The sequence below is a fragment of the Chryseobacterium sp. DT-167 genome (genome assembly GCF_058310155.1).
This window is the reverse complement of record NZ_JBZEEQ010000005.1, coordinates 66,723-80,227: the sequence shown is the minus strand read 5'-3', so window position 1 is coordinate 80,227 and position 13,505 is coordinate 66,723. Positions and strand designations below refer to the sequence as shown.

Annotated in this window: 12 protein-coding genes; 2 read left to right on the top strand and 10 right to left on the bottom strand. The window is 30.5% G+C overall.

The genetic code is table 11. From position 1 onward, the window contains the following. Positions 1 to 33: 33 nt before the first annotated feature. Both porX and AC4FQ5_RS08500 read left to right on the top strand, forming a co-directional pair. Positions 34 to 1,578 (top strand): T9SS response regulator signal transducer PorX, encoded by a 1,545-nt coding sequence (gene porX, locus AC4FQ5_RS08505; protein ID WP_491142443.1) that lies wholly within the window; start codon positions 34 to 36, stop codon positions 1,576 to 1,578. An 80-nt stretch (positions 1,579 to 1,658) separates the two neighbouring features. Beyond that, positions 1,659 to 2,423, top strand: coding sequence for an exodeoxyribonuclease III (locus tag AC4FQ5_RS08500; protein WP_491142441.1), 765 nt, complete (start codon positions 1,659 to 1,661; stop codon positions 2,421 to 2,423). A gap of 57 nt (positions 2,424 to 2,480) precedes the next feature. Here the strand turns inward: AC4FQ5_RS08500 and AC4FQ5_RS08495 are convergent, their stop codons facing one another. The 10 genes from AC4FQ5_RS08495 to AC4FQ5_RS08450 form a co-directional block, all read right to left on the bottom strand. Further along, the gene (locus AC4FQ5_RS08495; RefSeq protein WP_491142439.1) at positions 2,481 to 2,852 is read right to left on the bottom strand and encodes a septal ring lytic transglycosylase RlpA family protein; all 372 of its coding nucleotides are present in this window, start codon (positions 2,850 to 2,852) and stop codon (positions 2,481 to 2,483) included. 680 nt (positions 2,853 to 3,532) lie between these two features. Beyond that, the gene (gene rimO / locus AC4FQ5_RS08490; protein ID WP_491142437.1) at positions 3,533 to 4,834 is read right to left on the bottom strand and encodes a 30S ribosomal protein S12 methylthiotransferase RimO; all 1,302 of its coding nucleotides are present in this window, start codon (positions 4,832 to 4,834) and stop codon (positions 3,533 to 3,535) included. 138 nt (positions 4,835 to 4,972) lie between these two features. Continuing rightward, on the bottom strand, positions 4,973 to 6,361 hold the full coding sequence (locus AC4FQ5_RS08485) for an exopolysaccharide biosynthesis polyprenyl glycosylphosphotransferase (RefSeq protein ID WP_491142436.1): 1,389 nt from the start codon (positions 6,359 to 6,361) through the stop codon (positions 4,973 to 4,975). Positions 6,362 to 6,447: 86 nt separating this feature from the next. Beyond that, positions 6,448 to 6,993: a dTDP-4-dehydrorhamnose 3,5-epimerase gene (gene rfbC, locus AC4FQ5_RS08480; protein ID WP_491142434.1), complete on the bottom strand. Its 546-nt coding sequence runs from the start codon at positions 6,991 to 6,993 to the stop codon at positions 6,448 to 6,450. 206 nt (positions 6,994 to 7,199) lie between these two features. Next, positions 7,200 to 8,321, bottom strand: coding sequence for a glycosyltransferase (locus AC4FQ5_RS08475; protein WP_491142432.1), 1,122 nt, complete (start codon positions 8,319 to 8,321; stop codon positions 7,200 to 7,202). Positions 8,322 to 8,331: 10 nt separating this feature from the next. Beyond that, positions 8,332 to 9,654: a GH39 family glycosyl hydrolase gene (locus AC4FQ5_RS08470; RefSeq protein WP_491142430.1), complete on the bottom strand. Its 1,323-nt coding sequence runs from the start codon at positions 9,652 to 9,654 to the stop codon at positions 8,332 to 8,334. Between the two features lie 23 nt (positions 9,655 to 9,677). After that, on the bottom strand, positions 9,678 to 10,175 hold the full coding sequence (locus AC4FQ5_RS08465) for an acyltransferase (protein WP_491142428.1): 498 nt from the start codon (positions 10,173 to 10,175) through the stop codon (positions 9,678 to 9,680). A gap of 2 nt (positions 10,176 to 10,177) precedes the next feature. Next, on the bottom strand, positions 10,178 to 11,134 hold the full coding sequence (locus tag AC4FQ5_RS08460; RefSeq protein ID WP_491142426.1) for a glycosyltransferase family 2 protein: 957 nt from the start codon (positions 11,132 to 11,134) through the stop codon (positions 10,178 to 10,180). A 15-nt stretch (positions 11,135 to 11,149) separates the two neighbouring features. Next, positions 11,150 to 12,289 carry a glycosyltransferase family 4 protein gene (locus AC4FQ5_RS08455; RefSeq protein WP_491142424.1) on the bottom strand — a complete coding sequence of 380 codons (1,140 nt, stop codon included), beginning with the start codon at positions 12,287 to 12,289 and terminating at the stop codon, positions 11,150 to 11,152. 5 nt (positions 12,290 to 12,294) lie between these two features. After that, a complete protein-coding gene (locus AC4FQ5_RS08450; RefSeq protein WP_491142422.1) occupies positions 12,295 to 13,431 on the bottom strand; it encodes an EpsG family protein in 1,137 nt (378 codons plus the stop codon). Positions 13,432 to 13,505: the final 74 nt, after the last annotated feature.

Below are 13,505 nucleotides of genomic sequence, written 5' to 3'. Positions count from 1 at the left end.
TGATACAATAACCGTAGAAAAAATTATACTTTTATGTCAGAAAAAATATTATGGATCGATGATGAAATAGATTTACTAAAACCTCATATCGTATTTTTAGAAAAAAAGGGCTACCATGTAACTCCTGTAAACAATGTGAATGAGGCTTTGGAACTGATGGATTCAGAAAAATTTGCATTGACACTTATTGACGAAAATATGCCCGGAATTTCGGGACTTGAGGCTATTCCTATGATCAAAGAGAAAGACAGCTCTCTGAAAATCGTAATGGTGACAAAAAGTGAAGAAGAACACATCATGGAAGAAGCGATCGGATCTCAGATTGCAGATTATATTCTGAAACCTGTAAATCCTAATCAAATTTTATTATCGTTAAAGAAAAACCTTCAGGAAGATAATCTTGTAGAGCAGAAAACAATACTTCAATATCAACAGGAATTCCGAAACCTATCAATGGAGCTTTCTTACCTGAAAACTTATCAGGAATGGGCAGAATATTATAAAAAAATCGTCAACTGGGAATTGAAATTTGACAAAGTTGCAGATAATGAGTTTGCAGATTTGCTGCAGTCTCAAAAAGAAGAAGCTAATATCCAATTCGCAAAATTTATCGAAAACAATTACGAAGATTGGTTGAATGGCAGTGATAAACCGCTTATGAGCCATACTTTATTCCGAGACAAAGTAAAACCTGAAGTTGAAAAAGATAAAGTTCTTTTGCTGATGGTTGATAATTTGAGATATGATCAGTGGAAAGTAATTGAGCCATTATTTACTAAATATTACAACAAAGTTTCTGAAGATTATTATTACAGTATTCTTCCGACTGCGACTCAATATGCAAGAAATTCATTCTTCGCAGGAATGCTTCCTTCAGAAATTGAAAAACGTTTCCCTGATAAATGGTTTAATGATAATGAAGACGGAAATAAGAATGAATATGAGCGTGATTTCTTAGAAGATCAAATGAAAAGAATTGGTTTAAATTCTAAATCAATGAAATATCTGAAGGTTTTGAATGCCGATTTTGAGAAAAAGATCTATGAAGATTTTAATCAGCATAAAAATAATGACCTTTTGGTTATCGTTTACAACTTTATTGATATCCTATCTCATGCAAAAACCGACAATCATATTGTTGACCAGTTGATCAGAGATGATAAAACTTTCCGTTCGTTGACATCGAACTGGTTTGAGAACTCATCTTTAATTAAAATCATCAAATTGGCGGCTGAAAGTGGCTATAAATTAGTCATCACTACCGATCACGGAACCGTTTACGTAAAAAAACCGAGTCGTGTTGTGGGAGACAGAGAAACATCCACCAACATCCGTTATAAGACCGGAAAAAGTCTGACGTATGACGAAAAAGATGTTTGGGCAGTTACGAATCCTGAAAAAATATTTTTACCTAAAGGAAATTTAAGCTCAAAATATATTTTTGCCAAGAACAATACATTTTTAGCGTATCCGAAAAATTATAACCACTTTGTCAATTATTATAAAGAGACTTACCAACACGGTGGAATTTCTCTTGAAGAGTGTATTATCCCGATAAGTATTTTAGAACCAAAATAGTTTTTTTCATAGTTTATTATTTGGGCTCGGGCGGAAAAAATCTTCGATTTTTTCCGCCCGATTTTTTATATTTTTGAATCATGAAATTAATCACCTACAACGTCAACGGAATCAGAGCCGCTTTTACGAAAGATTTTCTCGGTTGGCTGAAAACCGCCGATCCGGATATTATCTGCATTCAGGAAAGCAAAGCAGGAAACGATCAAATAGACATTGAAAGTCTTGAAAAAATCGGTTATCACAGTTATTGGCATTCAGCAATAAGAAAAGGCTACAGCGGAGTCGGAATTGCTTCTAAAACAAAACCTCATCATGTAGAATACGGTTGCGGAATTGAAAGCTATGACAATGAAGGAAGAATCATCCGTGCAGATTTTGACGGCTATTCTGTGATTTCGGTATACGTTCCGTCTGCTTCCAATATTGAAAGGCTGGAATTTAAAATGCAGTTCTGCCATGATTTTTTAGAATACATTAAAAATTTAAAGAAAGACATTCCGAATCTTATTATTTCCGGAGATTTCAATATTTGCCATGAAGCGATTGATATTCATAATCCGGTTGGTTTAAAAAATACTTCGGGATTTTTACCGATGGAAAGAGAATGGATGACCAATTTCATTAACGAGTGTGAATTGATAGACAGCTTCAGATATTTCAACAACGAACCCAATAATTATACCTGGTGGAGTTACAGACAAAATTCGAGAGCTAATAATAAAGGATGGAGACTGGATTATAATTTTGCTTCATATTCTTTGAAAGATAAACTGTCACGAGCTGTGATATTGAAGGAAGCGGTACATTCTGATCATTGCCCCGCATTGATTGAAGTAGACCTCTAAAAACATTAAAGCCAGCTGATCTAGCTGGCTTTATTAATTTTAAGAATCGTATTAAATTTAATCGACAATTTCGTACTCTACCGGGATAATACCTTTTTTGATTCCCCCAATTTCATCGAACGCAGCTTTAGACATATCTAATGCTCTTGATGAATGAAAAGGCCCTCTATCATTAATCGTTACAATTACCTCTTCTCCATTGTTCAGATTGGTTACCTTAATTTCAGTTCCAAACGGAAGCGTTCTGTGTGCTGCGGTTAGTTTAGAATTACTAAAAACTTCTCCGCTTGCTGTTTTTTTACCATTAAACTTGTCGTGGTAATACGACGCATAACTTGTTTTCTTCGCATCTTCGGCATTGTTCTTGAAAGAATAAATACCTAGTGTTGAAATCATCATTATGATTACGAGAATGAATCTTTTCATCATTTTGAATTATTTTATTGTTTGACAGGGCAAAAGTATAGTGAAACTTTTTACTCACCTATTTTAAACGTTAACAAGTATTAAATAAAAGTTAAAATTATCTTAAATTTAATTCTAACTGCCTATTATCAGGGGTTTTAAGTAGCTATGTTAAAAAACGTTAAAATTATAAGCAAAAAGTTAACGGATTTAACTGCTTTAAGCCCACTTGGAGGCGGATTTAGTTTTCAAATATTTGAAAATCAATCAATTAAAAAATTGTGATTTTACTAAAATCTGCTTGTAATTAATCAAAAAATTCAACTACTTATTGATAAAAAGCATCATGAAAAATTGAAAAACAACAAACATTATTCGTTTTAATTTTGGCTGTACTCCTAATCTAAATATTTTCTGAAGGAAAGAATTTGGTAAATATCTACATTAACGCTTTACCTAATGATTTTTTACTCTTTATAACATCGAATTGCAGCAGCCCGACCTGAGTGGAGCTCTTTTTGCAAATTCCGGCAAGGATAAGGCTTTGGCAATTTGCAAAAAAGCGGGAACGGAGGGCGGAAAAGCTGCCATTAAAAAAATCTTAACCTGCTTTTGGACTTTATCAAATTGATGCCAAAATAAAAAACAGGATATTTTGAATATATTTAAAAACCAATGACAGAATCATTGGTTTTCATTTTATCTTAAACTAGTTCGCCATACAAATCAAACTCCTCTGCGGAAGTTATTTTCACGTTGGCAAACTCGCCTATCGAAATGTAAGTATTATCTGCGGCTACCAGAACCGTATTGTCTACGTCGGGCGAATCATATTCTGTTCTGCCCACAAAGTAATTTCCTTCTTTTCTGTCGAAAACACATTTATAAACTTCACCAATCTTCGTCTGATTTTTCTCCCAAGAAATCTGTGACTGCAACTCCATGATCTCTTCTACTCTTGCTTCTTTGACTTCCTGCGGAATATCATCTTCTAAAACGTAAGCTCCGGTATTTTCTTCATGTGAATAAGTGAAACATCCCAATCTGTCGAATTTCTGCTCTCTCACCCAATCTTTAAGTTCCTGGAATTTTTCTTCAGTTTCTCCTGGATAACCTACAATTAAAGTAGTTCTTATAGCCATATCCGGAACTTTCTCTCTGAATTTGTCTAATAAAGCATTCGTCTTTTCGTGAGTTGTACCACGTTTCATCGATTTCAACAAGTCTGAATTGATATGCTGAAGCGGAATATCTATATAATTACAAACTTTTGGCTCTTCTCTGATGATATCTAAAACATCTTCCGGGAAACCGCTTGGAAAAGCATAATGTAGACGAATCCACTCGATTCCTTCTACTTTTACCAATTCTTTTAAAAGTTCGCCTAAAGCTCTCTTCTTATATATATCTAAACCGTAATAGGTCAGATCCTGAGCAATCAAGATCAATTCTTTCACACCAACTTTTGCCAGTTTTTGAGCCTCTTTCACTAATTTCTCAATCGGTGTCGAAACGTGACCACCCCTCATCAAAGGAATCGCACAAAACGAACAAGGTCTGTCGCAACCTTCCGAAATTTTCAGATAAGCATAATGCTTTGGAGTAGTAGTCAATCTTTCCCCTACCAATTCATGTTTATAATCCGCCCCTAAATGTTTTAGCAAGATCGGCAGATCCCTCGTTCCGAAATACTGATCAACATCCGGAATTTCTTTGATCAAATCTGGCTTGTATCTCTCAGAAAGACAACCCGTAACAAAAACTTTCTCAACTTCACCTCTGTTTTTTGCGTCAACATACTCAAGAATGGTATTGATCGATTCTTCTTTTGCGTTATCAATAAATCCGCAGGTATTGATTACCACAATATCTCCTCTGTCTTCATGCACCACCTCTTTACCATTGGCTTTAAGCTGACTCATCAAAACTTCTGAATCGTAAACGTTCTTGGAACAACCAAGCGTTACAATATTTATTTTTTTCTTTCCTACAGATTTTGTACGCATCTTTCTATTTTGAGTGTGCAAAGATACAAAATATAACTCTGTATCATAGACCTATAAAAACCACTTATAAATAAGTGGTTATGATTTAATTTTTTAAAAATGTTTTAAAAATATTGAGTATGTATACTTAAATGAAATTTAATAAGCCTGCTCGTCTCCTTTTACGATATTATAGAGTGTAAGAAATATAATTTTAAGATCTAAGAAAAAAGACCAGTTCTGGATATACCAAATATCTTTTTCCACTCTTTTTTCCATATCATTATGGGTAAAGATTTCGCCTCTGGATCCCATCACTTGTGCCCATCCTGTAATTCCGGGTTTCACGATATGTCTTGTCATATATTTTTTCGTGATTTTAGAATACATTTCTGTTTGTGAAATCATATGTGGTCTCGGACCAACTATTGACATATCTCCCAGAAAAACATTAATAAATTGAGGCAATTCGTCGATACTTGTTTTTCTCATAAATGCACCAAACTTTGTTACTCTCGGATCGTTTTTCGTAGTAATTTTTAGATCAGCGCTTTTATTAACAGCCATACTTCTGAATTTTATACACTGAAATGTTTCATTGTTAAGACCCGATCGTTTCTGCATAAAAAATACTGATGTCCCACTTTCTAATTTAATTATAAGTGCTACTATCGGAATCAGCCATGATAAAATAAATATCATTACAAAAAGTGAAAAACAAATATCGAATGCACGTTTCAAAATTTGTTTTTTAGGATTAGATAATGGCTCTCTTAATAATTTAAGAAAAGGAATTTCATGAATTACGTCTAAATAATTGGGTCCAAGATTTATATATTTAAAATTAGGAACCATATAAATCCTAATCATTTTGTGTTCAGCAACATCAACAATTTGTTTATATAATTCAACATCAATATTATCATCGCAAAAAATGATGCTGCTAATTTTGGTTTTTTCTAAATCTTCAAATAACTGATCAATACCACCTAAATATTTGTTTTTTATTTCTGTATTATTGGGTGTATAAGTTCCTCTGATTCCAATAGACCTTCTCAGATTATTATTTGACAATAATGAAGTTGAAATATGATTTTCACCTACAAGTACCGTATTAAAAGAAATAGATTTTCGTCCTAATTTGACCCTGTTTTTTTTACGATATAAGAAAAGAAGGAATCTTGTAAATGTCATAAAAAAACCAACTAAAAGAAAATAAAGTATCATATTTCTGTAGTCGATTTTCACAGAAAACACCAAATTTAAATAAATTAGTGAGATTAGAATTAATAGTATAAAAGATTTCGTCAATGCATTAAAGTGTAGTGACGATTCTTTCATTTTCAAACTTCTATAGGGCTTTGTTATGACTGTAATAACTAACCAAGAAATATTAAGAAGAAAAAAATGTGCTCTATAATTCTGTAGAAAATCTGTGTCGTTAAATTCGAAAAAATATAACTTTCCCACGACAAAAAAAAGATTGATAATGATATAATCACCTATCAGAAAAATTTTGGGTAAATGTTTTAAAAAATAAGCTAGCATAAAATCCGGCAATTATAGTTTTTAATCCTAAAAATACTATGTCTCAGTAGTTATTGAATTAAAGACTTTTTAAAATCCCTAAAATATTAAAAATTTTTCAAAGAAAATTCCGGTTGAATTTTGTCTTTATCAGAAAGTAAAACATCTTCCAAAGGAAGTCGCCAATCTATATTTAGTTCTGCATCATTCCACAGAACACCGCCTTCCGATTTTTTATTATAGAAATTATCACATTTATATGAAAATACAGCTGTTTTGCTTAGTACAGAAAATCCATGTCCAAAACCTCTTGGAATGTACAATTGCAATTTATTTTCTTCTGTAAGTTCAATAGAAAACCACTTTCCAAAACTTGGCGAATCTTCCCTTAGATCTACTGCAACATCAAGAACTTTTCCTTCCAAACAAGAAACAAGTTTAGCCTGTGCATGTTCTCCCTTTTGCAAATGCAATCCTCTAAGAACACCATAGCTTGATTTAGAAATATTGTCCTGAACAAAATGTCCATTCATTTCTGTCAATTCTTGAAATTTCTGCTCATTAAATTTTTCGTAAAAATAGCCTCTATCGTCTTCAAAGATAGTGGGTTCTATGATGTAACAATCTTTAAGTGGTGTTTGCTTTATTTTCATAAATATAAGTTTCAATAATTTTTTTTTAATAATCCGCTAGTGGTCATAACATCTGTTTATATCTTATAAGTTCTGATTTTCTAAACTAATGAGCGTTTTAAAGCTTTGTAAAGGTGTTTGCTTTAAAATGTTCAATATCACTTAATATCGGAAAGCTAAAATTACAAATTATGACAGACTGTGGATGTTCGCTTTTTTTAGTTAATTTAAAAGAACGCAATATTTTCTTTTTCTAAAAAAGATCTAAAATTAATTTTAAAAACATCCTGACTAAATTTCTTAGAATTTTCCCGAATTGTTACCGGATTGAAATGCAAGATTCTTTTTTCAAAAGCAACCACAGCATCTTCTATATCTTTAACATTTTGGTTATGGAAAAAAATGCCTGTTTCTCCATCTACAACAGTTTCCAGAACGCCACCTTTTCCATATGCTATTACAGGCGTACCACAAGCTTGTGCCTCTACTGGCGCTATTCCAAAATCTTCTAGAGATGAAAAAACAAAAGCTTTTGCTTCTTTTATATATTTATTAATTTCATAAGAGTTTAAAAAACCTTTAAAAATAATATTACTGTGATTTTTTGCCAGTTTTTCCAATTTTATTTTTTCAGAACCATCTCCAATAATAATTAATTTTTTATTTAAATTAATAAAAGCTTTTATTAGTAAATCAAACCTTTTATATTGAACTAATCTACCAACAGTAACATAATAATCTGAATCTTGTATTCTTATTGTACGTAAACTAAACTTATCAATAGAAACAGGTGGATAGATGACAATTGATTTTCTATTATAATTTTTTTCTATCCAATTTTGAACATACTCTGAATTTGCTATTATATGTTCTGGATTTTGTGCCATACTTTTATCAAAAGATTGAAGATATTTTCTAAGAGGCAAACACAATATCCCAAGAACTCCTTTAAAATAATTATCATATTCGTCCCAAACATATTTGAAATTTCTTGCCTGCATATAGCAAATATGCTTTTCATTATTAATTCTAAAACCCTTTGCTAAGCACCAAGAAGAACTGATAACCAAATCAATTGAATTAAACTTACTTTGCTGCTTATTAAATAGTTTACTAATTATTGGAAAAAAAGGTAATGCATAACGAAAATTCTTTCCTAAAATTTTCAATAAACGACTCGAAAAAACATTCGGAATTTTACCATTAAACATTTTAATCTTATCTCCATCTGTCATAATATCTGCATATGCAAAATAATAATCGAACTTTATATAGCTATCCAAGGAGTTTACAACTCTTTCTGCTCCTCCATATTTATCGAGCCAATCGTGTATTACAGCAATTTTCATTTATCAGTTATTATTTTTCAACTTGAGATATTATACCATTCGTTATAGAGATGTAATATACTGTTTTCGGATTCAAATTTTTCAGTTCGATCATAGAATTTTTTTTATTAACAATTATATTACCATTTTTTTCAAAAACTAAATTTTCTAATGGCTTTTCCCCAGTATCAGGTAAAACAAAAACATCAAATCTCAATCTTTTTTTATTTTTATAAATCTTGATCAAATTTTTTAAGACAATTTTGACATTTTGTATTTTTTGTCCGCTATTATTATTAATAATAAGGTATTCTCCATTTTTATCATAAGAAGCAAAGGATGATATACTAAATGAATTACTTATACTCCCAACTCTGTTATTTGTACTTTTATTATATAAGTAATAAGCCCACCAGACAGATCTCTTTTCTTGCTTATTTGTTAGCAGACCATTTATAGAATTGTTACAATTGAAGACACCGTCACTTTCTGCCCAACAAGCTTTACACGCCCCGTCAATATTATTATATTCTAGCATATTTAGGACACTCAGTACTTTCGAAGGAGAAAACTGTGCATATTGATTGATAATTTCATTCAATATTATACTTTTTATTTTGACATTCGGATATTTAGGAATAATATTATGCTTAAGTTTCTGTACATCGTCTGTAAAGCTTTGCGAATATTCGCCATCTCTTAGCTCGTGCCAACTAAGAATATCAACTCTTATTTTATTACCATTGCAGAATCTCAAGAAATCTTCCATCTCTTTTTCATCATATTTATCAAATGATGGACCTGTAATCAAGGCTTTATCTCCTCCAGGAAGTGCTCTTATAATATCATGAGCCTTCTTAAATATCTGGTAATACTCATCTGGATCAAAATCTCCGAATCCTGCCTGATGAAAAGGTTCATTCCAAATATCATAGATAACAGTATTTTTAAATTTATTATATACTTCTGTAATTATATTTTTCAAATTATCTGTTCGTAGCGGATGCGGCCAATTTTTATTATTTTTTATTCCGGGATAGCCGTACAAATCCGAGATTACCAAGATTGGAGTTATACCAAAACTCTGGAGGTATGCTATGTCATCCGGAGATTTTTCAGACCAGCGAATACCTGTACGCCAATATTTTGGTCTGAGTTCTTTTATATTTTTTTCAAGAAGTCTGATATTATCGTAATGTAAAAACCCAGACATAGACTTTACATTTCCAAGTTTTTTGTTAAAATCAACTTCGACTTTTAATGAGTCTTTGATTATCTGACTTTTGACAGAAAAAAACATCAAAAAAAAGATAATAAAAACAAAAAGCTTTTTGTTTGAAAGTCTTAAAATCATTGTTTTAAAAAAATTTGATTGATTTATATATTATTCAAAATTTTTATATTTATGAGGCTTTGCTGATTAACAATGACAGAACCTGGCTTCACATCTTTAAAAACTACACATCCAGCTCCGATAACAGAATTATCTCCGATTTTGACACCTTTTAAAATCATAACATTGGATCCTACCCAACAGTTTTCTCCAATTATAATTGGTTTTGAGTTATAACCTTGGTTTTTAATGAGAACAGCAGGACTTTTATAATTATGATTGTGATCATAAATTTTCACATTTTCTCCAAAAATTGTATTCTTTCCTATTTCTATTTTATTGATAGAGCAAACAGAACAATAGTTATTAAAAAATACACCATCTGAAATAATAACTTTCCCTTCTCTACCTCCTATCATGAGTGTAAATCCTTTTCTAAAAGTAACTTTTTTTCCAAATTGAAATGATTTGCCATATATTATTTTGTATAAAAATAAATAAAAATAAGCATTCAAATGAAAATATAATTTAAGTAAAATCATAATTAATAATTTATTTTTTTTAATACCCTAGTTATATTATTAATTCCGAAATACGAAAGTAGGCAAGTAATTCTTGATCTCATTTGCGCTTCTTTGTCCTTTATTACAGTTGACCTATAAGAATTTATTTTATTAATTAAAAATAACCGATTTTCATTATCGAATGGCATTGAAAGTAAAATGTGAAAACTAAAATTTAAAATTCTTGAACTTAGAGCTTTCTTAAATTGAGGAGCGTTATTAAAATCAGATTCTAGTTGATTTATTATTTTAATAGTACTATCGATTTTTTTTTGACTAAATGGAGACCCTTCTATACTAGTGGATCTTCTTAAATAAAAATAAGTTTCTTTAGTGGAAAAAGCAACTTTATCACTTTTTTGAAAAAGCTTATATGTGGTTGGTAAATCTTCAAATAATAGTCCTACCGGATAACGTAATCCATCTGAAAATAAAGATCTATGATACAATTTTGCCCAGGCACTGGTATCAAATTTTTGTTGATAAAACATTTCTTTAATAGCGTTGTCTGGAGAAAAAACATATTCTTTTATGACCTTATTACTATCTTTTAATTCATCATCTTCTCCAAATCTTATATAACCAGATACAGATATTTTACAGTCATTTTTTTTTATTAGTCCATACAAAGTAGAAACATAATCGTCTCTAACATAATCATCACTGTCAACAAATGTAATATATTCTCCTAATGCCATATCTATTGCTACGTTTCTAGCATCAGAAAGACCTCCATTTTTTTTATGAATCACTTTGATTCTAGAATCTTTTTTTGCATAAGATTCACATATATCACCGCATTTATCTGGAGAACCATCATCTACTAAAAAAATTTCCAAATTTGGATACTCTTGATTGATTACACTATCTACACATTTTTCCAAATATTGCTCTACTTTATAAATAGGTATAATTATAGTTATTAAAGGATTTTTCATAAATCTAAAATGCTTTTAGGAAATTATGTTTTCAAGTGCTTCTACAAATCGATCAGCAGAGCTTGCCCAATTTTTTTCTCCCGAAAAATACAATTTTTCAATATTCTGAGACATTTTTTCTAATAAATTACTGTTATTATACAGTTCCAGTATGGCATCCTTGATTGCTTCTGGGTTTTTGGGATCAATGATAATCCCAGTCAATTTATCTTTAACCATTTCTGGCAAACCACCGACATTGGTTGCAATGACAGGTTTTTTGAAGGCGTAGGCTGACATCACCACCCCACTTTGTGTTGCATCGATATATGGGCAAACAACTACAGAAGAATTGAAAATAAGATTGGCAAGATTTTCCGGATAAATATACTCATTCAGAATTTTAATTTCTGGATATTGTCTGTAATGTTCAAAATCAAAATTTCCACTACCTGCAATTGTCAAAGTAATATTTGGATATTTTTTGGTTGACAGAATTTCTACAAAAGCATCTAGCAAGAATTTGATTCCTTTATAAGGAGATATACGACCAAAAAACAAGATGTTAAAATTATCAGAAACAACAAATTCTTTCGTTTTGAAATAATTCAGAAAATCGTATACACTCAGAAAAGAAGTATGAATATCTTTTGAATTATAATTATAATGTGCTATAAATTCTTTTTTTTGATTTTCATTTAAAAGCATTTTTTGTCGAATCAAGCTAAAATGTATTTTTCTCAAAACTCTGTCTATGAACAAATTTTCTCCAGAGTGCAAAAAAGGATCGTGTACTACTAACAACATTTTTTTTCTTAGGGCTATTGTAGAAACAAAATAAGTGAGCATATTGTTATCGATGATGATAACATCTGGGTTGATTTTTTTTAGGTATTGATGGATTTGGTAAGATATATATAGCTTTTTGATAACATTGGAATTCCGAGTTCCTTTGATTACAAAAGTTTTGTCAAGATCAATCAAATCTCGAAAACGTTCTAGTTGATCGACCTCTGTTCCTTTGGATATGGTCTTCGTTAATTTTTTTTTATCAAGAAAATTAAATATTTCGTATAATGCTTCCGTAAAAAAATAAACATCACTGTTATGTTTCAGTGCATTTATTAGAGATATATTGGCATCCAAAGCAAATGTAGATAAAAAGGCAATTTTCATGTTTATTATTTCTTTTTAGGGTCAAGTACTTTGTCCACATGCTTATTAAAAATGAAATACGCTTTGGTAATAGTTGGTTTATCCCACAAAATATTTTCGTAATTCCTTAATATATTATTATTGGAATACACCATTTTGTAAATCCCAAAAAACAATAACACTACCGTAAACACAACCTTCAACTCTTGTTTTAGAGTTTCATATAAATAAGCATACAATATCCAATAGGAAAAAACAAACAAGGTTGTGATCCTGTCTATAAAAACAGAATATTCTGACAAAAAGAAATAACTGACGGCATAAAGAAAAAATGAATTATAAAAAATATTAAGTGTATTTTCGTCCTTTATCTTTTCACCAATTTTTTTATAGAATTGATATAAAATGATAAAAGTGAATACCTTTTCTAGATAACCAACAGAAATACTATAACTACTGTTGTATAGCTTATTGTTAGAATAGCCTTCTGCCAGTAATGCATATGCTCCACCAAAAAAATCTCCTACAGCAATTACAATTGGGGTTATGTATTTGATCTGTCCCAAAAATAGAATATTACCTAATAGAAATGTACCCCATACAAAAGGCATTGGAATTTTTTTATGCAAAAAGAAATACACTGGAAAAAAGAAAATTGCTGATGAATGAAATAAAATCCCAATTCCATTACATATAAAAAATTTTGCAGCATTTCTTTCTTTGATAAATTGAAGAGAATAGATAAAAAGAAATATGGATTTGGAGTTTCGTAACAAATTGATTTCTATAATTAATCCAGAAAAAATTAAGTACATAATAAAACCTAAAACATACTGAGGAGAATATTTCTTGAAAAAAAAATTGAGAAAAAGAACGTTTACAAATGAAGAGAAAATCTGGAGTGTTAAATAGTCCTCATTGATACTTTTTAACAAGACTAAAATTACTTTGAAACCTGGTTCAATTTTCAATAAAACATCCTCATTGATCTTTGAGAAAAACTTCGCAATTCCATTAGCATCATCTATGGTTGGAGCCATTTCATAAAGTGGATGATATACTGTAAAATCTGTATCCAAATAACCTCTAAATCCAAAGAAAACAAAAAAGACTAGCATACATAAGTATCTGACCATCTTAATATCCTCATCTTTCTTTCTCATTTTATTTTCCCAGAGAAAAAGAACAAAAAATATCAAGAAAAGAATAATATATGGATAAGAATACGTTGTACTAA

What these genes read in the sequence shown, in the direction of transcription:
- AC4FQ5_RS08495 (WP_491142439.1), bottom strand. Translation starts at nt 2,852, where the DNA reads ATGATGAAAAGATTCATTCTCGTAATCATAATGATGATTTCAACACTA.
- rfbC (WP_491142434.1), bottom strand. Translation starts at nt 6,993, where the DNA reads ATGAAAATAAAGCAAACACCACTTAAAGATTGTTACATCATAGAACCC.
- AC4FQ5_RS08470 (WP_491142430.1), bottom strand. Translation starts at nt 9,654, where the DNA reads ATGATTTTAAGACTTTCAAACAAAAAGCTTTTTGTTTTTATTATCTTT.
- AC4FQ5_RS08460 (WP_491142426.1), bottom strand. Translation starts at nt 11,134, where the DNA reads ATGAAAAATCCTTTAATAACTATAATTATACCTATTTATAAAGTAGAG.
- rimO (WP_491142437.1), bottom strand. Translation starts at nt 4,834, where the DNA reads ATGCGTACAAAATCTGTAGGAAAGAAAAAAATAAATATTGTAACGCTT.
- AC4FQ5_RS08500 (WP_491142441.1), top strand. Translation starts at nt 1,659, where the DNA reads ATGAAATTAATCACCTACAACGTCAACGGAATCAGAGCCGCTTTTACG.
- AC4FQ5_RS08465 (WP_491142428.1), bottom strand. Translation starts at nt 10,175, where the DNA reads ATGATTTTACTTAAATTATATTTTCATTTGAATGCTTATTTTTATTTA.
- porX (WP_491142443.1), top strand. Translation starts at nt 34, where the DNA reads ATGTCAGAAAAAATATTATGGATCGATGATGAAATAGATTTACTAAAA.
- AC4FQ5_RS08485 (WP_491142436.1), bottom strand. Translation starts at nt 6,361, where the DNA reads ATGCTAGCTTATTTTTTAAAACATTTACCCAAAATTTTTCTGATAGGT.
- AC4FQ5_RS08450 (WP_491142422.1), bottom strand. Translation starts at nt 13,431, where the DNA reads ATGAGAAAGAAAGATGAGGATATTAAGATGGTCAGATACTTATGTATG.
- AC4FQ5_RS08455 (WP_491142424.1), bottom strand. Translation starts at nt 12,289, where the DNA reads ATGAAAATTGCCTTTTTATCTACATTTGCTTTGGATGCCAATATATCT.
- AC4FQ5_RS08475 (WP_491142432.1), bottom strand. Translation starts at nt 8,321, where the DNA reads ATGAAAATTGCTGTAATACACGATTGGCTCGATAAATATGGAGGAGCA.